The sequence below is a fragment of the Alteromonas sp. ABE4_545 genome (assembly GCF_056161325.1).
The window spans coordinates 1-20,936 of sequence record NZ_JBSWYY010000038.1 but is presented as its reverse complement, the minus strand read 5'-3'; the positions used below and the strand labels follow the sequence as shown (position 1 = coordinate 20,936).

The 20,936-nt window shown below is 44.2% G+C and carries 13 protein-coding genes; 9 read left to right on the top strand and 4 right to left on the bottom strand.

The window, feature by feature from the left end; genetic code table 11:
• Complete coding sequence (locus tag ACXAH6_RS19000; RefSeq protein WP_474879413.1) at window positions 1-1,482, bottom strand: cryptochrome/deoxyribodipyrimidine photo-lyase family protein; 1,482 nt, start codon at window positions 1,480-1,482, stop codon at window positions 1-3.
• The gene (locus ACXAH6_RS18995; protein WP_474879411.1) at window positions 1,470-2,726 is read right to left on the bottom strand and encodes a DASH family cryptochrome; all 1,257 of its coding nucleotides are present in this window, start codon (window positions 2,724-2,726) and stop codon (window positions 1,470-1,472) included. The genes ACXAH6_RS19000 and ACXAH6_RS18995 overlap by 13 nt, the downstream gene beginning before the upstream one ends.
• Before the next feature lie 99 nt (window positions 2,727-2,825).
• On the opposite strand from ACXAH6_RS18995, the gene ACXAH6_RS18990 reads away from it, so the two are divergent.
• The 3 genes from ACXAH6_RS18990 to ACXAH6_RS18980 all read left to right on the top strand — a co-directional run bounded on the left by ACXAH6_RS18990 (window position 2,826) and on the right by ACXAH6_RS18980 (window position 6,757).
• Window positions 2,826-4,250 (top strand): cryptochrome/photolyase family protein, encoded by a 1,425-nt coding sequence (locus tag ACXAH6_RS18990; RefSeq protein WP_474879409.1) that lies wholly within the window; start codon window positions 2,826-2,828, stop codon window positions 4,248-4,250.
• Complete coding sequence (locus ACXAH6_RS18985) at window positions 4,251-5,795, top strand: cryptochrome/photolyase family protein (RefSeq protein ID WP_474879408.1); 1,545 nt, start codon at window positions 4,251-4,253, stop codon at window positions 5,793-5,795.
• 203 nt (window positions 5,796-5,998) lie between these two features.
• Window positions 5,999-6,757 (top strand): substrate-binding periplasmic protein, encoded by a 759-nt coding sequence (locus ACXAH6_RS18980; protein ID WP_474879406.1) that lies wholly within the window; start codon window positions 5,999-6,001, stop codon window positions 6,755-6,757.
• Between the two features lie 63 nt (window positions 6,758-6,820).
• Here the strand turns inward: ACXAH6_RS18980 and ACXAH6_RS18975 are convergent, their stop codons facing one another.
• Window positions 6,821-8,464 carry a methyl-accepting chemotaxis protein gene (locus ACXAH6_RS18975; protein ID WP_474879404.1) on the bottom strand — a complete coding sequence of 548 codons (1,644 nt, stop codon included), beginning with the start codon at window positions 8,462-8,464 and terminating at the stop codon, window positions 6,821-6,823.
• Window positions 8,465-8,683: 219 nt separating this feature from the next.
• Here ACXAH6_RS18975 and ACXAH6_RS18970 point away from each other — a divergent pair, with 219 nt between their 5' ends.
• From ACXAH6_RS18970 to ACXAH6_RS18945, 6 genes are all read left to right on the top strand, one after another.
• Window positions 8,684-9,832: an HD domain-containing phosphohydrolase gene (locus ACXAH6_RS18970; protein WP_474879402.1), complete on the top strand. Its 1,149-nt coding sequence runs from the start codon at window positions 8,684-8,686 to the stop codon at window positions 9,830-9,832.
• A 74-nt stretch (window positions 9,833-9,906) separates the two neighbouring features.
• The gene (locus ACXAH6_RS18965) at window positions 9,907-11,889 is read left to right on the top strand and encodes an MHYT domain-containing protein (RefSeq protein WP_474879401.1); all 1,983 of its coding nucleotides are present in this window, start codon (window positions 9,907-9,909) and stop codon (window positions 11,887-11,889) included.
• Between the two features lie 13 nt (window positions 11,890-11,902).
• Window positions 11,903-13,042: an HDOD domain-containing protein gene (locus ACXAH6_RS18960; protein WP_474879400.1), complete on the top strand. Its 1,140-nt coding sequence runs from the start codon at window positions 11,903-11,905 to the stop codon at window positions 13,040-13,042.
• A 141-nt stretch (window positions 13,043-13,183) separates the two neighbouring features.
• Window positions 13,184-15,148: a glycoside hydrolase family 97 protein gene (locus tag ACXAH6_RS18955; protein ID WP_474879398.1), complete on the top strand. Its 1,965-nt coding sequence runs from the start codon at window positions 13,184-13,186 to the stop codon at window positions 15,146-15,148.
• 902 nt (window positions 15,149-16,050) lie between these two features.
• The gene (locus ACXAH6_RS18950; RefSeq protein WP_474879397.1) at window positions 16,051-17,883 is read left to right on the top strand and encodes a hypothetical protein; all 1,833 of its coding nucleotides are present in this window, start codon (window positions 16,051-16,053) and stop codon (window positions 17,881-17,883) included.
• Window positions 17,880-19,613 carry a hypothetical protein gene (locus ACXAH6_RS18945; RefSeq protein ID WP_474879395.1) on the top strand — a complete coding sequence of 578 codons (1,734 nt, stop codon included), beginning with the start codon at window positions 17,880-17,882 and terminating at the stop codon, window positions 19,611-19,613. Before ACXAH6_RS18950 ends, ACXAH6_RS18945 begins: the two co-directional genes overlap by 4 nt.
• A 121-nt stretch (window positions 19,614-19,734) precedes the next feature.
• Here the strand turns inward: ACXAH6_RS18945 and ACXAH6_RS18940 are convergent, their stop codons facing one another.
• A complete protein-coding gene (locus ACXAH6_RS18940; RefSeq protein ID WP_474879394.1) occupies window positions 19,735-20,721 on the bottom strand; it encodes an XdhC family protein in 987 nt (328 codons plus the stop codon).
• Window positions 20,722-20,936: the final 215 nt, after the last annotated feature.

Sequence of the window (20,936 nt, the reverse complement as noted above, 5' to 3'; positions counted from 1 at the left end):
TTATCGCGCAGCTTGAGCGCGACTGGGGCTGGTTGGTAAGGTGTGCACTTTTAGAATGCGCTGGGCTTCTTGTTTAACGTGTGTGTTTTCTCGAAACGCCCACAGTTCTTTTCTTGCTCGGCGCATGGCAATATCGATATCAATGAAAGGAGCAGGGTAGCCAAGCGAGTCTGGCAAATTGGCAAACGCCTTATCCATAGCGGTCATCGCCCAAGGCTGGTGAATAAAAGCAGTGGGTAGCGCAGCAAGTTCGGGCACCCATTTGCGAATAAAATCGCCGTCTGGATCTTGTTGTTGTGACTGTTTCAGCGGGTTGTAAAGACGAATAATATTGGTGCCGGTCAATCCTGCTTGCATTTGAATTTGGGGATAGTGAATACCTGGCTCAAAATCGAGAAACTGTTGTGCTAAATGCACCGCTACTTTTTTCCAGTGTATTCGCGCCAAATGGCAAGCCACGCTGACCAGCATGGCACGCATCCTAAAGTTTATATAGCCGGTTTGAATTAACGCACGCATACACGCATCAACAATAGGAATACCTGTATTGCCGAGCTTCCAACGTTCAAACAATGCACCGTCGGCATCCTCCCATTCAAATTTAAGATAAGCTTGATTCAAGGGGCGATGTTCAATGTCGCATTCAGACTCAAATTTCTGAATAAAATGACAGTGCCACTGTAAACGTGAACCAAACGCTGAGAAGGCGCGGGACCAAGGTTGCTGAGTGCGATAGTACTGTAGTTGTTGATACACCTGGCGTACCGAAACGTTACCCCACGCGATGTAGGGAGATAAGCGACTGCAACTTGTTCGCGATAACGTCGGTGATGAAATATGCTGCTGATAATATTGCGCGCGTTGTTGATAAAAGCCCTTCATCAGATGCCATGCTCTGCGCTCACCCCCAATCAAAAATGCGCCATTGGCAGGCCGAGAAAACGTGTATGCCATATTTGCGAGAGCCGAATGCTGCCAATGTAACCAGTTTACCTTTGATAGCTCGATATCTTCGCACTGCGCCTGCATGGTTTGGCTCCAATAGCGTTGCCAGTTTTGTCGGTGAGATAACCCACGAATAACGCCATTAACAGGTAGTTCTACCCAATTAATATTCCTTTTATTCAACAGCTTTTGTATTTGTTTATCCCGCTGATAGCTGCTTGCTAGCCCAACTTCTTGATGACTGAAAATAGCGTTTATGATGTAGTGCTGCGAAACAAGTGCAATGGCGTCAAAAAATGCCCCTTGAACACACAGTACCGACGTCGAATAAGGTAAAAGCTGAGAATTGAGGTCATCAATAGATTGCTGAATAAATTCATGATGACGGGCTGAATAATGCACATCTGCCATTAATTCTGGGTCAAAACAAAAGCACAGCAAGACGGGCAGCCCTTCAGCCGCAGCAGCTTTAATTGGCGCATGATCTCTGAGCCTCAGGTCACGCTTCAACCACACTAGATTAACTAGGGTAGCCATGACCGGATGAATATATTGTCTGGGTCGAACTGTTTGGTCTGCTTGTCGATATTAAATTCTCGCTTACCCCGTGGGTCTGCACCCACACCAGCAAGGTATTGCCAATTGCCGTAATTGCTCGCGACATCATAATCAATAAGATGCTGTTCAAAAAAACGGGCGCCTAAACGCCAATCTTGCGCTAATTGGTTTACCAAATAACTCGCGGCGATTTGCCGCCCTCTATTCGACATATAACCTGTTGCAACCAATTGGCGCATCAAGGCATTGACAATAGGGGCATCCGTATTGCCCTGAGACCAAGTGGTAAAGTGGGCTATTCCTTGGCTTACCCCTTGGTTTTGTTTAACCCCCGATAGCGCAAACCATTGCGGCCCGTGTTTTATCTGTTGCCAATAGAAAAACTCGCGCCACAGCAATTCAAAATACAGCCAATAAGTCGATTCATTAGCCGTGTGGTCGGCTTCAAACCGCTTGATAGTTTGGTACAAACGTCGAGCTGACAAACTCCCGTTTGCCAACCATGCCGAACACTTACTGCTGAACTCCCATCCGTCTAATTGATTGCGGGTTTGTTTGTACGTTGTTGCCAAGTCGGGATTCGAGAAATAGGTGTTAACATGTTGAAGTGCTGCTTTCTCGCCGCCGAAGAATTGATACGACACCGCGCGCTCACAGATTGCTTCCACAGGCATGAGAGTGTTTTCGGCCGAAGAAAGAGGAGGAGGAAGGCTCGCTGTGCGCTCCTTTGCCACCGAAGGCTCACTAGTTTTCTCTATTACTTTACGAAAAGGGGTGAACTGACTAGGCATGTCGGTTGTTGAAAACGGAAGGGATGCTTCAGTAAACAAACTGTGTGCACTGTGCGTAGCAAAGTTAACATGACCAAAACGCGACTTTAATTGAAGTAAGTCTTGGCGTTCGTTGTAACCATGATATTCAGCACACCCTACATGCGTGACACCGTTTTCTTCAATATATCGGCTAACAATAGAGAGCCAATTGCCTTCTTCGAACACTAAATACTGGCCCAGTTCGTTCAAGGAAGAATTTAACGCAGTGAGTGATTGCAAAGCAAACTGTCGTCTGCACTCACTAGTACTCACCACAGCAGAATGGGGCGTAGCAACGTACAGACAAATTAGCGACGTTACACATTCAATCAGCGCCTGTAACGCTGGCATATCATCCAGTCGAAGGTCGTGCCTGAATACAAACAGGCCAATGTGATTTTCTGTTTTCATGCGCTGTGATACGCAAAGCAAATAAATCTAGATTAAAATAAATCGAATTTTGGAAAATAACGTAATCACTTAGCGCATAGGAAAAAAGTAGGACGCATTGTGACCAATAACAAAACCTTAGTTTGGTTTAGACAAGATTTAAGAACAAAAGACAACCCAGCACTGGACTATGCCTGTGAATTAGGCGATATCATCCCTGTATATATTCTCGATACCGATTGTGACGAACAATTTGCCATGGGCAGCGCGAGTCGGTGGTGGTTGCATCATTCTTTAGTGGCATTGAATAAGGCGCTATCTGGCAAATTGTTAATTCGACAAGGTAACCCAGCAGAAATCCTCACAGCGCTGGTGACCGAAACGGGTTGTAACGCAGTGGTGTGGAACCGGTGTTACGAACCATGGCAAATAGCCAGAGACAAGTCACTAAAAGCGGCGTTGTCAGCATTGACCCAAGTGAAAAGTTTTAATGCGTCGTTGTTGTGGGAACCAATGAAGGTACTCAAAAAAGACGGCACTCCGTATCGTGTGTTTACCCCGTACTACCGAAAGGGCTGTTTGGTGGCAGAGTCTCCGCGTTATCCATTACCCCAAGCAACGCCAAGGTTTGCGCAGCACTCACTCGCTCTAGGTGAGGTAGAAGAACTTGCTCTCATGCCGAATATTGCATGGTACACAACAATGGAAACAGAGTGGGAACCTGGGGAGGATGGCGCGTGGTCGCACCTTAAAACGTATTTAAATGATGCCGCCCTGCAATATAAGTCCGATCGTGACGTGCCGTCAGTGAGCGGGACAAGCCGTTTATCACCGCACCTACATTTTGGCGAAATTTCGCCGCATCAAGTGTGGTACGCAGTACAAGAGAAGTTTGGTGGTATGGACAATGAGCATATCGATTGCTTTTTGTCTGAGCTAGGTTGGCGTGAGTTCAGCTACTACTTGTTGTATCACTTTCCAACACTGCCTGTTGAAAACTTCAATGACAAATTTAACCGCTTTCCCTGGCGGCAAGACGAAGCGGCGTTATCGCGGTGGCAGCAGGGACAAACAGGGGTACCCATTGTTGATGCCGGCATGCGCCAGCTATGGCAAACCGGTTATATGCACAATCGAGTGCGTATGATAGTTGGATCTTTTTTGGTTAAAAACTTACTTTTAGATTGGCGTTTGGGCGAGCGATGGTTCTGGGACACCTTGCTCGACGCCGATCTCGCTGCAAACAGTGCGAGCTGGCAGTGGGTAGCGGGTTCAGGCGCTGATGCAGCACCGTATTTTCGTGTTTTCAACCCCGTATTACAGGGCGAGAAGTTCGATAAACAAGGCGAATACGTTAGCCAATATTGCCCTGAGTTGCGTAAGTTACCGCCTAAATATATTCATCAACCTTGGCAAGCGCCAAGCCATATATTGCAAGCGTGTGGTATTACATTAGGGGTTGAGTATCCCGCACCTATCGTCGACATTAAAGCCTCCCGACAACGGGCGTTAGATGCCTTTGCTACCACCAAGGAGCAGCCCTAAATGGGAGCGCTACGATTGATCTTGGGCGACCAACTAACTTTGTCATTACCGAAATTACGCGACTGTAACAAAGATACAGACGTTGTCTTGATGGCAGAAGTAAAAGAAGAAGCCACGTATGTAAAACATCACAAAAAGAAGATCGCGTTTATCTTTTCGGCTATGCGGCATTTTGCACAAGAGCTTGGCCAGCAGGGCTATAAAGTCCACTACGTGAATTACGACGCACCTAACAACAAGGGGAGCTTAGTTGAGGAGGTCGACGCGACTTTACAGCAATACGCATTGTCCCAAGTCATCGTGACTGAGCCGGGTGAATACAGGCTCAAACACGCAATGCAGCAATGGGCAAAACAGTTGTCTACACCTGTGACCATACTCGATGACACACGCTTTATCGCATCGCTACAGGACTTTGCCGACTGGGCTAAGGGCCGTAAGCAATATCGCATGGAATATTACTATCGTGAGCTACGAAAGCGCACAGGATATTTAATGGAGGGGAAATCGCCCATCGGCGGCCAATGGAATTACGACGCCCAGAACAGGCAACCTTTTCCTGACGACATCACAATTCCGGCACCGACACAGTTTGAAAAAGATGAGATCACAATGTCGGTGTTGTCTCTTGTTGAGCACCATTTTGACGAGCATTTTGGAGACTTAGAACCGTTTAATTTTGCTGTAACGAGAGCCCAAGCCTTGGTGGTGCTGCAACATTTTATTGAACAACGTCTGCCGCGTTTTGGTGATTATCAAGATGCAATGAAACAAGGTGATCCATGGCTCTTTCATTCTCACCTGTCATTTTATATCAATACAGGCTTGTTACTGCCCGACGAAGTGATAGAAGCAGCAGAATCCGCCTATTTTAGTGGAGAAGCCCCGTTAAATTGTGTAGAGGGCTTTATTCGGCAAATTTTAGGGTGGAGAGAATACATTCGCGGCTTTTATTGGCATTTTATGCCGACCTTGTCAGAGCAAAATTACCTACAAGCCACACGGCCACTGCCCGAGTTTTTCTGGAACACCCACGCAAACATGAACTGTTTACGCCAGTGTTTTAATGACACCAAGAAGTACGCTTATGCCCACCACATCCAGCGCTTAATGGTTATTGGCAACTTTTCATTATTAGCAGGGCTTGACCCTCGCGCTGTGAATGAGTGGTATTTATTAGTTTACGCTGACGCATTTGAATGGGTTGAAATGCCTAATGTTCAAGCCATGGTTTTATTTGCCGATGGAGGCAAACTCGCCAGTAAACCTTACATTGCAAGTGGTGCCTACATAAACAAAATGTCCAACTACTGTCAGCAATGCCACTACAGTGTTACCAAGAAGGTAGGGGAGAAAGCGTGCCCCTTTAACTATTTGTATTGGCATTTTCTGATCACCCACAAAGATAAACTCAAAGGTAACCCACGATTAAGCATGCCTTATAACACGTTAGGGAAAATGTCCGAGGCGAAACTCACCGAGATACAAGACAGTGCAGTGAAATTTTTTGCCGAACTCGATGGTGACGCAGACGGTTTGTTTTAGATTAACTTATCGTTGCGTAAAGTTTTCGTAAAGCTGCAAGGCGAGGATGCTTTATTCGGTTTCGCGTAACCACTTAAGACATTGATTTTAATCGTAATGCCCTTATAACACCATGCACAGTCGCAGTTGATAATTATTAGTCAACTCAGGTTAATATATGATACTTTACTCACTTGTGACATGGATGAACAAGAAAGGCGTTTGTGAAAGCTCTTTTTATAATGGTGTTGTTGCTGTTAAGTAGCGGAGTCTACGCAGAAAAACTGGTGTCTGCGGTATCCCCAGAATTCCCCGATGGGCTTCAAGCTCAGTACATTAAATATATCGCCAGAGAATTACGTACTGAACTAAAAATCCTAGAGATGCCCTATGCTCGGCGAGTAAGAGAACTTGAGCAGGGTACGATTGATATGATGGTAGGTGTATCGAATTTCCTTCCTCTCGATGGCACCGCCGTAGCGCGTTTACATACCCCTTACGAATCATTGGCGATATCACTTTACGTAGCGAAAGACGCCCCCGATATAGCCACAGTAGAAGCGCTTAACCACGCTATTGTCGCGGTAACTCGTCATACAAGCAAAGTCGACATTTATGCACAAATAGCAGATGAAAACCGCGTAGAAGTGTCTTCGCTTCAGCAAAAAATAGAATTGTTACTAAAAGGGCGCGTACAGGCGTTTTTTCATGTTCAGGAAAGTGCCGAGTTGTTTATTGATGATATGACGCTGCGAGAGAAAATTAAACGCGCGACATTACAGCCTTCACAAAAATTTGAACAGTACATCGCCATAAACAAACATTCGTGGTTATGGGACCACAAAGACGAAATAGCCGAAATAGTAGAGAAGGGCGTAGCAGAAGGCACTTTTTTAGCGATAAGAACACAGTATTACGCAAGAAAAGAAGCTGAAAATAAAACTAACGTTGCAAACAGAAGTAAAACTAACACCAACTCATAAATGAAAAAGGCGCTTAGCTAAACAGCAAAGCGCCTTTTTTACAACTCAGTACAAAGCGAAGCGTTACACTTTAAATCGTCCGACGTTTTCTTGTAAGCCGTGTGCGATATGCCCCACTGAATTGCTCGCATCAGATGTAACAGACACAGTCGCCACTGCGTTTTGGCTTAGCGAATTTAGTTCTGAAATATTATTGTTAATTTCATCAACTACCTTACTTTGCTCTTCCGTTGCAGTTGCAATCTGATAAATCATTTCATTGGCTTGCTGCACGGTATCATTGGTTTTCTGTAGCGACTCGGTAAGGGTTCCAGACTTTTCAACCACCGCGCTCACTTCAGAAGAGCCCTTATCGATTGCCGACACAGCCTCGCTTACGCCTTGTTCTAGGCCACCAAGCATGCGGTTAATGTCTTCGGTAGACTGTTGGGTGCGGCTGGCAAGTGTGCGAACTTCATCAGCAACAACAGCAAAACCACGACCTTGCTCACCGGCACGCGCCGCTTCGATTGCCGCATTAAGGGCGAGTAGGTTGGTTTGGTCTGCAATATCTCTGATAACGTCGAGAACCGCGACAATACTCTTAGATTCACTCGCCAGCTTGCTAATAACTTCACTCGCGTGCTGAATAGATTGAGAAAGCTGGTTAATGCTAGTCACTGAGCTTTTAACAACACCCAGAGAGCTTGTACAAACGTCTGAAGCCGATTGGGTGTTAGACAGTGCAGATTGACTATTTTGCGCCACTTCATGCACAGAGTGGCTCAACTCATTAACGGCTGTCGCAATTTGATCTAGGTTACTGCTTTGTTCAGTAGAAATGGCGTTGTTTTTCGTCGCAGCATCTTTGAGCTTAGCTACAGCGCCATCCAAACTGCCTGCATCGTGTTGAATACCAAGAATCAGCGTTTGTAGGTTTTCCATAAACTGATTAAACGTTCTGGCGAGAGTTGATAATTCATCGCGTCCTGACTGGTCTAGGCGACTTGTTAAGTCACCATCACCACGGCTGATGTCGCGCATTACTTCAGTTAACGACGCTAGGCGGTTGGTTACCAATTTAGGACCGAATACAATCGCCAACACACTCAAAACGATAACAACGATAATCAGCACAATTAAAATTACGCGCTGACGATTTCCCGCGGCTGTTGCTTCCGCCGTCACGTCATCCGCCTTATTTTTTACTTTTTCGCCAATCACGTCGTAGTGGGAGCGCAAACGTTCAAATAGAACTTGCACTTGATTGGCATTAAGAGAAGCCGCTTCGGCGACTTTACCTTGGTTAACGAGGTCAAAAACTTCAGCTGCACTGCTGTGCCAGTTTTCATAATCTTCATCAAATTTAGTCACAGAACTTAGCAACTGAGGGTATTCACTCATTAAACGCTTTACCTGATTCATTCTATCAAGGGCTTGCTGTGCGTTTTCTTCGAAGATCTCACGGAAGTTTTTATTTGCGCTTAATCCCATCTCTCGACTAATAATTAACCCTTGTGTTGCGTCAAGTGCTTGATAAAGATCGCGGTCGGCGTTGAGGGCTAAGTTAATTGAATTGATAAATGTCGTCGACAATATTTGAGCATCATTAGAAAGGCGTTTGCCACTCGTCATGCTAAAAACACTGACTACTATCACCATCAAACCGATGACCAAAAGCGGGATGGCAAATTTGGTGCGGATCGTCAAATTGCTAAAGTCTGTCATTACAACTCCAAAGAACGTGCAAAACTGCTGTCGGAGCACGCTAATTTATTAAGAATATGATACATATTGAATAGTCGTTTTTAGTCAATTTGCCAACTAAAAACCATTGTTTCATATCAATTAGTCAAGATTTTATCATCGTTCGTTGAAAAAATGGCCGTTATGGTCAACGTTTAGTGTATACGCGGTTCTTTCCCGCCTCTTTTCGATGGAACATTCATGAAAAATCGAGTACTGCTAGTTGATGATGAGGTCAACATTTTACACTCTTTTAAGCGCAATCTAAGAGGCCATTTTGAATTTGATTTAGCAAATAGCGGTAAAATTGCATTAGAGATGATGGACACCACCCAGTACTCGGTGATCGTTACCGACATGCAGATGCCGGAAATGAACGGCGTTACTTTGCTACAACAGGTGAAAGAACGTTACCCCGATGTAATTAGGATCATGCTTACAGGTAATGCCGACCAACAAACAGCCATTGATGCGGTAAACGTTGGCGATATATTTAAGTTTCTTAATAAACCTTGTTCAACCGACCTGTTAAAATCTGTTATTGATGACGCTTTCAAACAATACAACTTGGTTGTTGCAGAAAAGGTGTTACTGAATAAAACGCTGAAAAGCGTAATTAATGTACTTAACGAAGTGCTGTTTTTAGTTAACCCCGAGGCAACAGAACACAATTCAGAACTCAAACGACACATGCTCAATTTGCGCAAAGCCTTGAACCTCAAAAGTTCGTGGAGTTTTGAACCCATGATAGAGCTGTCACAGCTCGGTAGTATTATTTTCCCTAAATACTTTGTTGGCGAGGGGAAAGGGCTGTCTCAAGAGGAACTGCAATTGTTTGAGCAGCATCCTTGTTTAGCGTATGACTTGATAAGAAAAATACCGCGTATGGAATCTATTGCAAACACGATTTTATACCAAGAGAAAAGCTTTAATGGCGAAGGTGTTCCTCACGACCATGTCTCAGGCAAAGATATTCCCATTGGCGCTCGCATGCTCAAGGTTGTGCTGGATTTCCTTAAGGCAAAATCATTAAACCTCGACGACGACAAAGCCGTCGACACATTAGACTCTCACCCAGAACGCTACGACCCCAAGATACTTGAAGCCTTTAAGAAAACACTCGAAATTGAAGAGCAGAAGCGCACAGTAAGTCTCAAGGATCTAAAATTAAATATGATCCTCGTCGAAGATATAAGAACGAAACGTGGGCAGTTAGTCGCTAAAGGCGGGCAAAAAGTCACTGAATCGATGCGGCACATCATTGACCATTGTGTGTCGAATGGCGCCATAAGTGGCGCTGTTGCAGTAACGATTATGGAAGAAGAGCCTGCTGATCCGTCGTACCCGTAGCAAGCAGACCTCACGTAACATCCTCAAGGTAACAATGACACAACATTCACTTGGCAAATAAACCGAGGTAAACCGTGGATATTTGGCGTTTTTCATTCCCAGATGCAAGTAAATTCACCGTTATAACAGGCGAGTACAATTACTTTATTGTCGGCTTGTCGATTGCGGTATCAACCTTAGCTGCCTTTGCCCTTATTACCGTGTTTCAGCGAATGTGGGAAACCAACACTATCGCCACCAGAAAACAATGGCGGCTATTTGGCTGCGTGGTATTTGGTTTGGGTGTATGGGCGATGCACTTTACCGGCATGTTGGCGTTTATGTTACCGACAAAAATGGAATTTAATGTGCCTATTACCGTGTTGTCTGTATTCCCACCTATGGTCGCAACGCACTTCTCAGCGAAACGCATTGCCACACAGCAATTCACTCCGGTGAATATTCAGCTAAGCGCGCTGTATTTAGCCCTGGGAATTGGGTCGATGCACTTTGTGGGTATGGAAGCGATGGAAATGGACGTGCTACTCCGGTATGACTTAGCACTGTTTATTTTATCTATTTTTACCGCACACATACTTGCCGTTGTTGCTATTTATCTGGTCACTTATTTACATAAGCATCAAGATTCTCGTCTCGTTATTAATGTCGCTTGTGCCTTCATAATGGGGTTGTCTATTGCTGGCATGCACTATGTTGCAATGAAGTCGGCGCACTTCTTCTTGCCATCGAATGCCTCAATATTACCTATGCAAATGAACGACAATCCAGTGATCATTGCGATGGCAATTACCACCATGGTGTTCGTTATTGTGGCAACAACGATATTGGGGTCTATTTTTGACAAGCGTTTACAAGCCGCTGAACACACGGCAAAAGTCAGTGCGACACGTGAAAAAGATATCGTGGAAAACCTTGCTGATGGGCTACTCATACTGGAAGAAAATGGCGATGTAGTGAGTATGAACTCCATGGGGGTTTATATGTTTCAATACAAAGATACAGACAAAATTACCATTACTTCATTAATTCCGTCTTTCGATATGGCTCTGCTCAATAAGGGCGTGAATCAACGCGGTAGTTCGATACAGTTTGAAGGCAAACGACAAAATGGCCATGTGTTTCCTGTAGAAATCAGCATAAATGCCATGTCTTATGTGCCCAATACCGCCCAACTTTATAATTGTGTTGTAAGAGACGTAACTAGTCGAGTGGAGCTTGAAGACCAATTGCGTCAAGCGCAGAAATTAGAGTCTATCGGTCAACTCGCGGCAGGTATTGCTCACGAAATCAATACACCTACCCAATACGTTTCAGATAATGCGTTTTTCTTACAAGATGCATCTAAAACCTTTATTCCGATATTAACACTTGCCCAGCGTATCGCGTCAAAAGAGAACGGCGAAGACGAGGACATAGCAAGGCTCTCGTCAGCAATAAACAGTGGAGACATCGACTTTTTAATAGAAGAAATACCTTTGGCACTGGAGCAATCGGTTGAGGGTTTACAGCGAATCAGCAAAATAGTGAGCGCTATGAAGTCATTTTCTCATACTAGTGGTGTGGCAATGCAACACGTGGACATTAGTGAAGCGATTTCTTCAACCATTATCGTTGCTCGCAGTGAATGGCGGTATGTCGCCAAGCTAACAACAGACTTTGACCCAAGCATGCCACCTGTAATGTGTTTAAGAGATGAATTTAATCAAGTGATATTAAACTGTATAGTAAATGCAGCGCATGCCATTGAAGAAAAGTTCGGGAAAGACGAGGAGGCTGGCGGTAGCATCCTAATCGCTACTCAATTTATCGACAACGCTGCAAGGGTATCGATTTCGGATAACGGAATAGGCATGTCAGAGAGTGTTAAAAATAAGATATTTGATCCGTTCTATACAACTAAAGGGATAGGTAAGGGGACGGGCCAAGGCTTGAGTATGGCGTATGCTGTTATAGTAGAAAAGCATCACGGAAAAATTGAGGTAGACAGTACACCAGGCCAAGGCACCAGTTTCACTATTATCTTGCCAATTGAACAGCCGCAAACCGGCATTTCTTAACAGGAATCGTTAAATGAAAGTGTTGTTTGTTGATGATGAAAAAATGGTGCTCAGCGGGATTAAACGAGCGCTTTATCGCACCGGCTGGACATTAATGTTAGCCACTAGCGCCAAAGCAGCACTTGCTATGATGGAAAACGAGACGTTTGATTACGTTATCTCGGATATTCGCATGCCTGGTATGGATGGCGTTGAATTTCTCAATATTGTTACAGAATCCTATCCACAAACCATTCGAATGGTATTGTCTGGCCAAGCTGATCAAATGTTAGTTTCACAAATTGGTTTTGCCGCTCATCAATGGTTTTCTAAACCTTGCGATCACGAAGATATCATCAGAAAAATTACCCACTTTGAATCCATACGCCAACAATTACCCGGCGACGAAATAAAACATGCAGTAGGAAAATTGAGAACGTTACCGGCTCCGCCTAAAACCTTTTTAGCCATTAAAAACCTGATGGAAAAGGGCGCTTCGGTGGCTTCCATTGGAAAAAAAATCAATGAAAACCCCGCCATTAGCGCTAAGTTAATTCAAATTGCCAATAGCGCATTTTTTAATTTGGGTAAAAACGATGTTGCTAAGGTGGAAGAAGCAATCGTCCGACTCGGGCTAGATTTAGTCTCAGATATTATCGTGATTGCCGAACTCTACACTGATATAGAGCCATTACCGGGTTTCAATCTTGAACAGGCCTTTTCTAATAGTTTGCGCGTCGCGCTATTAGCGCGTGAATTGGTAACAGAGCAAGACAAAGGAATGACGAATTTAGCGGGCTTACTCCATAACATCGGACAGTACGTTATGTGCCATTTAGCGCCAGAAAAAGTCGCCCAATATATTGACGAAAAGCGCCATGCCACAGACATTTTGGCGTTAGAATCAACACTGTTCCACACCACAAATTACCAATTAGCCGCTTACTTATTGCATCTGTGGAATTTTCCATATCAGGTGGTTGAAGCTATTTTATTTGCTCAGTCACCCGACGATATGTTGTCTTTCTCCAACGAGAGTGTGCCTCCTTGTGTTGCTATCTATATCGCTATTTCGCTATTGGAGAACACAAGTATCGACCCAGAAGTCATCGACTACTTCAATTTAAAAGACAACATTGACGCACTAAAAAACAACCAAGTTAGTTCGGTTTAATCTCTGCACTGGTCTCTACCACAATCAATTGCACTTTTGATTTTTGTCACCGTTTAAATATTGATAACAGGTGGTAAATTTAATCGTCATCATGCAATATGTAATATTGTATGAATAATGTGTTATTGAAGGGTTAAAACAGTGGTTAATAAAACCGGAATTTCTAGCATTGTATTTGCACTTAGCATCACGTCACCTATGGCAATGGCCGCATTACCAGCAACAATTAGCGGGCCCGATGGCGCACTAACGGTTAATGTAGACCTTGAGAAAGGCGTACCGATATACACAGTGAAATACAATGGGCAAACCTTTATTGAAAAGTCAGCTTTGGGTTTAAAGTCTAGTATTGGCGACTTCTCACAAGGTTTGCACCATGTAAAAGACAGTACATCTTCGGTAAAAGACGTCTACACGTTGGATCGGGCAAAAGTGAGCCATGTTGACTATGAGGCTAATCGTCTGGTCACAGAATTTGCTAATGAAAACGGCGACACTATCACCGTGACTTTTCAAGTAGCCAACAATGATGTGGCGTTTCATTACACCATTACATCGGCCAATAACGCGACACACGCACAAATTTTAGAAGAGACAACAAGCTTTAACTTGCCTGATAAAGCAACCACGTTTATCACACCACAAGCCCTACCTATGACGGGTTGGATGCAAACTAAGCCGAGTTATGAAGAACCTTACACCTACAACGAAGCGTTAGACACTCCGTCGCTGTATGGGGTGGGGTACACCTTTCCTGCTTTATTTAAAAATGCAGACAAGGGCTGGGTTTTAGTGTCTGAAACTGGGGTCGACAGCCACTATGTCGGGTCGCGTTTGAGCGAAGGTAACAAACAGGGTGTTTATACCATTACCTTTCCACAAGCGGGAGAAAACGCCGGAATTGGTGATACTTACGCGTCTGTTGCGCTACCGGCCAACACGCCTTGGCGCACAATTACTGTGGGTAACGACCTCGAACCAATAGTAGAAACCACAGTGAGCTTTGACGTAGTAGAACCACGATATGAACCCACTATTGATTATAAAATGGGCCGAGCTACATGGAGTTGGATCGTTTGGCAAGACGACAGCATTAACTACGACGACCAAGTGAAATTTATCGACCTTGCTGCCGAACTAAACTTTGAATACATCTTGATCGACAACTGGTGGGATCAACGTATCGGCCGTGAACGAATGGAAAACTTGGTGCGCTATGCAGCGGCTAAAAATGTCGGTGTTATCTTGTGGTATAGCTCTAATGGTTGGTGGAATGACGCTCCACAAACCCCACAAGACATCATGAACAGCGCCATAGCTCGAAAAAAAGAAATGGCATGGCTACAGAGCATCGGCGTGAAGGGCTTAAAGGTGGATTTTTTCGGTGGTGACAAACAAGACACCATGCGCTTATATGAAGAATTATTGTCTGACGCCAATGACTTTGGTTTGGGGGTGACATTTCATGGTTGTACATTGCCACGGGGCTGGGAGCGTATGTTTCCAAACTTTGTCACTTCAGAAGCCGTGTTAGCATCTGAAAACTTGGTATTTAGACAAGACGCTCTCGACTTACACGCATACAATGCCACCATACTTCCATTCACACGTAACACAGTTGCGGCCATGGATTTTGCACCCGTATTTCTTAATAAGCGCTTATCACGCACGCAAGAAAGCGGCTCAATTCGCAGAACGACTGATGCATTTGAGCTAGCCACATCCGTAATATATCAATCTCCAGTGCAACATTTTGGCCTCACGCCCAATAACTTGAATGAGCAACCGGACTATGTGCTCGCATTTATTCGTCAGGTACCAAGTGTTTGGGATGAAACCCAGTTTATCAGTGGCGAGCCAGGCAAACACGCCGTTATCGCCAGACGAAAAGATAATCGCTGGTATTTGGCTGCGGTGAACGGTGAAAATACGGAAAAGTCACTGTCTATCGTTGCGCCTATGTTTGCCGGAAAAACGGTGACAATGTTGGGAGATAACTCCGGTAATAATGGCGATCAACAAGCCATTAAAACGAACTTGAAAATACCGGAATCAGGAAAAATCACTATCACATTAAATAGCCAAGGTGGCGCGGTTATTTTCTGATCGTTTTTTAATTTAACTCCTAAAATTAAGGGCGTTTTTAACGAAACGCCTTTAAATATCAAATAGCTCCATTTTTTAAAATCTGACGCAGTAACCCTCACAAAATTAATCAGATTTCACGTAGAAGCACGATTTTAAAAACGCCGCTTTATGGCACATACGAATTAATTATCTCTATCTAATGTCGCAAAAATATCATTTTAGCTTCGTCTGAAAATTAATTGCACGTAACTACATACACAGCGACAAAAATTTAAATCTCCATACCTTTAGGCAAATCTCTTTGAGAGCGCATAACAGCAACCAAATCACTGATTAACCAAGAAAACGGATACTGGCATTCACCAGTTTCAACTCAATAGCGACGTCAGGCCATGAACATTCAGGCGAAACTATCGAAAACCGTCGTAAGTACTAACAGACGACAAAGCTACCGATACAAAGCCAAATCACCGCCTTAAACCATCCAACACCTAATTACTCATAATGTATATTATGTTAAATAAAGGGTGAAATACGATAAACTAGGGTTACGTTACGTCTTAAGTAACCATTGAGCACTGCTTTACTCTCACCCTCAGGCCGAATATTTAATTTTGTTGTTCAGTTAGTTAATGAATACTTTAGGAAATGTGAAAACACACTTTGATAATTCAACGTCGGATTTTGTTGTTTCGATGACTTATGGTGTTTACGTTAAACAATTAAAAAGGAAGAACTTTGTGAATTTCTAGTAGAAACAATTAAGCATATTTAGAAATAACCGTAACCTAAGGTTCCACGTATACTGAGATCAAATTGCTAACAATCTTTTCTCGGAATTACTCAAACCTTCAAAGCTTGACTAGAATTAAAATCGTGATGATTGGTGGTCAATCATCTCAACTATAAGGATATTACTCATGAGTTCAAATATAGATGATCCAGATTTATCCGATGTTTATTTCACTCCGGCGTTAGTAAAAGATTTCCCGAACAATTCAGCTTTACAGCAGCAGCTTGATGAACTTTGGGACACAAATTTAAATGCATCAAACCAAGCAGCAATAGTCAGTAATCCGTGGACAGCAACCTATCAAGCACCTTGCGACTGGTATGCCAATAGAAAAGAGATTCAGTTTCCATTAGCTCAGCATATTGTCGAGTCGGTCTTTTGGACTGCGTTTCCAAACCGTTTAAAGCTTTACTTTTCTAGTAGCGAAAAGAGCCCCTATGATATGACTGACGACCAGATATATCATTTAGCCGACTTTGGTAATGTGGACTACACGGGAGATTTACCAACGTACCCAGAAAATGATGGTCTGCCCTTTAAAATTCCATCTAAAACGTGCCCGCTTATGTCTTGGGGTGATGTCACCAGTAGCAATACAACACTTCCTGAAGATTGGAGAGGCTATGACCCATATGGCCCTCGTGGCTATCTGGATGAATACTGTGAATGGTCGGTACTTAGAAACGACAGATCGCAAATCATTCGAATCAACTACACCTGCGAAAATCCTGAATATTGGTACACATTATGGAAGGTTTCTCCCGACAAAGTGACTGAACTTTATAATGAATTACTGAATTTGGATAACATCGTTAGAGTAGAAGATTTACAGCTTAGAGATAGGAACGGCCAAGTTGTAGTCGACCCTTTTACTGGTTCTGCTGCCTATAACCCCCTAAACAAATGGAACTTTGGCTCGCAAGCAACAGAAAGCCGAGGCGGAGCCGTGCACCTAACCAGCCCGCCTAACACCATTGGTGCAGAGATATTACTTGCTTCTCAGTCAACCTTAATTCGAAAGCTAGCAGCAGACAATTACAATATGCAAAGTTTAGTTTGCGCTGGCGCATTTGGACGTCCTTATCGTAATAGCGATCCACACATTGGTTTACAAGTGAATCAGGTAGTGAAGAACGTGGGCGTTAAGATCATGCTGACAAACCCTCTTGGGCTCTATCTTCAGGCTCCTGATTTTAGCAATTATACGTTTCCAGACAACACCACAGTTGATGACTGGTTTACTGTCGTAAGAGGACGATGTGCTGGTGAAGACTTCAGAGATTATGACCAGATTCTTCACATGCGATTCCAAGCGCCACCGGGCTATACCCTTGAAGATGTAACGATAGGAACCAAGGTTGAAGGCGACAGTGACGGGCCAAGCCAAACGCCTAAGCCGATTAAGTACGCCGGTCAAATTGCAGATACTTTCAAAGTAGGCATTGCAGCTACTGCGGTGCCTGAAAGTGATTTAGAGCCACAACCGCCCTTGCCTCCTGTTGGTGAACAAACAGGAGAACCCAATGGGTATCCTGTTTTCCTCATCGGTGAGTTTGTGTACCGCGCCATGAAAGACGTTAACCCTACCCCTCCCTTTGTAAGTTTGCCTGTGACATTACTCGCGAATACCACGTATACCAATATTTTGTTACAGGCTTTCTATAGCAGTGAATCTAATAACGTAGAAAAGGCGAGTATTCACGTATATGAAAATGACGATATCACACCTGATAAGAACGTTAGCGTTATTATCAATCACGTAGAGGCGTCATACGCAACACCTGTCGGAGGTGGTTCGGGTAGTCAAGGGGCGTATTATGATTTTTATATTACTATACGTGTATCACCCGATGTTAAACCCGGTCTTAAAGGCATCTTTTTAGAAAACCCTGATTCGACCGACAATCCACAGCCGCTGCCTGGTCTAATTTATATCAATGCTAAGGAGTGCAAATCATGAATGTCACTAACTCCTTTAAGAGAACATTTACGGTATTTTTGGCCACGCTAGTGGGCTGTGTTTGGATAGTCACAGCTATCGCTTCTGATGGCGAACAAGCCTCCTCCCCGTCATTTGCATGTTTGAATCAGCCTAACGTATCTGACTTTGTTCCGGGTGAAACGGCTATTACCTCACAAAACGGTGTCAACTGTTTTGCATGGCAAGTATTTATCGGTTTGAACTGGCCCGCAGATATCGATGAACCCGGCCAGCCCGACGGTGACGCATCTGCATCACACTTCGGGCAATCCGGTAGTGCAAATCAACAGCCGCTATCCGTATGGGAAACTTATGCAAATGCTGACGCAGTATTTTTACCCGACGGCTCTAAGCCTGAACCTTTTGGTTCAGTCACATCTCCATGGGGAGATGGACCGATCCCTGAGAGTTGCGAAGCCAACGGCAAATCCTACCGCATTATGAGTTCATCTCGAAAAGCCAGTTTTTCCAAAGGCAAAGATGGAACCTTCAATATGTCTGGAGATATGGCTCAAGCGTTTCCTCAAAACAACCCCAACTGGTTGGCAGACAAACGAGGAAACTTAGTGTATTACGAAATCCTGTTTAGCGAAGACCAATACGATTTTATCGTAGACAACGAGCTGTACAATACAAATGGTCAAGTCGCGATGATCAATGCCCACAAGAATATTGCAATGCCACTTGGTGTCGGTGTAAAGCCAACTGATAATGTCAAACTCGGTGGGTTGGAAATTAAAGCTGCTTGGTTGGAAGTAGACGATCCAAATGACGGGAATTGGAGAACCGACTACAAGCTTTCACGTGCTTCTATTTATGATGAAACCACCAATACATGTACTGAAATGACGTTGGCCTTGGTTGGTTTGCATATCATTCATAAAACAGCTTCTCAGCCACAATGGGTTTGGGCGACATTTGAACATAAAATGAATGCCCCAAATAACGACGATTTGGATAAGCTGAATAACTTGGGTGATTACAATTTTTACGCTGAAAGTTGTGAAGTAAAAGACGTGCCTGCGCAATGTAGGCCAAAGGTGGTAAGCAACGTTGCAGAAACCAAAACCAGCTGCGATGTGAACGTATCTCCCGCATTTTATCTTGATAAACCTAACGGTTGTGACCCCTACCCAATTCAGGTAACTCGATTATTTAAGATAAAAGACACCACAGACAACAAAATTGCGTCTATCAATTCTGCTGCCCAAGCAATGATAGCGAATGCAAACCCAGATTCTGTTTACGCAAACTATCAACTCGTAAACACACTTTGGTCTTCCGCAGCTATTAACGATAATATCCCCACCGGGAATCCCCCTATTACTCCTCTTTCAATCAGTGGGGCTACACCAACCATCAGTGAAGTACCCGTGGCCAATACGATGATAGAAACCTACGCTCAAGGGTTTAACTGTTTATCGTGCCATGCCTTTGCCAGTGTCGCACCAGAAGCCGAGGATGAGTTACGAAAACCGTACGCTACTGATTATTCGTTTGTGTTTAGTCTGGCGAACCCTATTTCCACACTGAGTTGTTATTGGATGGAAAATTACGGTAATTTTGATTGGGTAAAAGCGCCCCAAGGAACCATGAATAAAATGCAGTGCTTTAATCTAAATAGCTGTGGTGAAGGCGGTGGCAAGTCTGGTGGTGGTTGCTACAAATGGGCTACCGGACCTGACGGCGCAGCGCAGCCCTGGAATTAAAGATAACGCCGGCATGCCACATGTTGTTGCCGGCACTTTTTATTTCGACGGCTATACAAACACGCATGGTAAAGCAAAGCTATCCATTACAATAAATACAGTTACCCAATGTGTGATGTTTTCACAATTGGTCTCTCTCAATGCCTCTTGAACATCGCAATATGTCTGCCATTACCGCCAACGCAATTTCGGCGGGAGTTTTACTTCCTAAATTCAACCCAATTGGCATTTTAATTTTTGCTATCTGTTCGTCTGTCAGCCCGCCAGATCGCTTCAATCTAACCGCTCTATTAGCAGACGTACGCTTAGATCCCATAACACCAAAGTAAAACGCATTAGTGGAGACTGCGTCGACTATGGCTAGATCATCAATTCTTGGGTCATGGGTTAGCGCCACAACGGCGGTTTGAGAGTGTACATGTCCAGGCTCAATGATATAGTCGGCTGGAAATACGCATTTTACCGTCACGCCTGCTACATCGAACTCAGCACACACGTCTTCTCGTGGGTCGCACACTATAACTTCAAACCCCAATGTTGCCGCGTAATGTGCACAAAATTCCGTGACAGGAGAAATGCCAGCAATGATTAAACGAGACGCTGGCCCTACTCTAATTTCCACGCGTTCGTCCGTTTGATTGATCACATCACACGGCCCTTCCAGCGCGCGAAATTGAGCAAGACCTGATAGCTGTTCAACCAAGCGTAGGTGTGGTGTATTCCCAGTGAGTATAGAAAGGAACTGTGAAAAGTGTGTGATCGAAGCTTCGCTAGGAGCCACGCATTCAACTAACACCACCAAAATGCCGCCGCAGGGTAATGAAATGGGCGTACTGCCACTATTTGAAGCGTGTTCGGCATCACCGTAACGAACGGTTTGCACAGGTAACGAAAAACGCCCCTGTTGAATTGCTGCTAAGAAGTCTTCTTCTACACAGCCTCCAGATAGGCTTCCTTCATAGTTGCCCATGTTATCGGCAACTAATAACGAGCCTGGGGCGCGTGGCGATGAACCATAAGTAGTTAATACAGTGGAAAACCAAATGGTTTTGCCAGCCTGTAACCAGGTTAACGCTTTTTCAAGCACTCTTACATCGAGTTGCTGCATAGTAGTGGTTTGCGAATGGGAAATCGTATGCTGAGTGTAAAGGATTCGTCAGCGATATAAGAAGGAGTTTTAACGTTGTTAAGCGTAAATTATCGAAAACAGCAACATAGATTCCCCCGGGCATGCCCGGGGTTCTATCGGTTACAGCTCCATTCGGAGCTGATCTGAATCCTTCCGACCTTGATGCTCAACGTAGTTCCGTATTGTGTGCTCGT

Bases quoted from the DNA above. Each gene is read 5' to 3' on its own strand.
- ACXAH6_RS18960 (WP_474879400.1), top strand. From the start codon at position 11,903: ATGAAAGTGTTGTTTGTTGATGATGAAAAAATGGTGCTCAGCGGGATT.
- ACXAH6_RS18995 (WP_474879411.1), bottom strand. From the start codon at position 2,726: ATGAAAACAGAAAATCACATTGGCCTGTTTGTATTCAGGCACGACCTT.
- ACXAH6_RS18970 (WP_474879402.1), top strand. From the start codon at position 8,684: ATGAAAAATCGAGTACTGCTAGTTGATGATGAGGTCAACATTTTACAC.
- ACXAH6_RS18940 (WP_474879394.1), bottom strand. From the start codon at position 20,721: ATGCAGCAACTCGATGTAAGAGTGCTTGAAAAAGCGTTAACCTGGTTA.
- ACXAH6_RS18945 (WP_474879395.1), top strand. From the start codon at position 17,880: ATGAATGTCACTAACTCCTTTAAGAGAACATTTACGGTATTTTTGGCC.
- ACXAH6_RS18985 (WP_474879408.1), top strand. From the start codon at position 4,251: ATGGGAGCGCTACGATTGATCTTGGGCGACCAACTAACTTTGTCATTA.
- ACXAH6_RS18950 (WP_474879397.1), top strand. From the start codon at position 16,051: ATGAGTTCAAATATAGATGATCCAGATTTATCCGATGTTTATTTCACT.
- ACXAH6_RS19000 (WP_474879413.1), bottom strand. From the start codon at position 1,482: ATGGCTACCCTAGTTAATCTAGTGTGGTTGAAGCGTGACCTGAGGCTC.
- ACXAH6_RS18975 (WP_474879404.1), bottom strand. From the start codon at position 8,464: ATGACAGACTTTAGCAATTTGACGATCCGCACCAAATTTGCCATCCCG.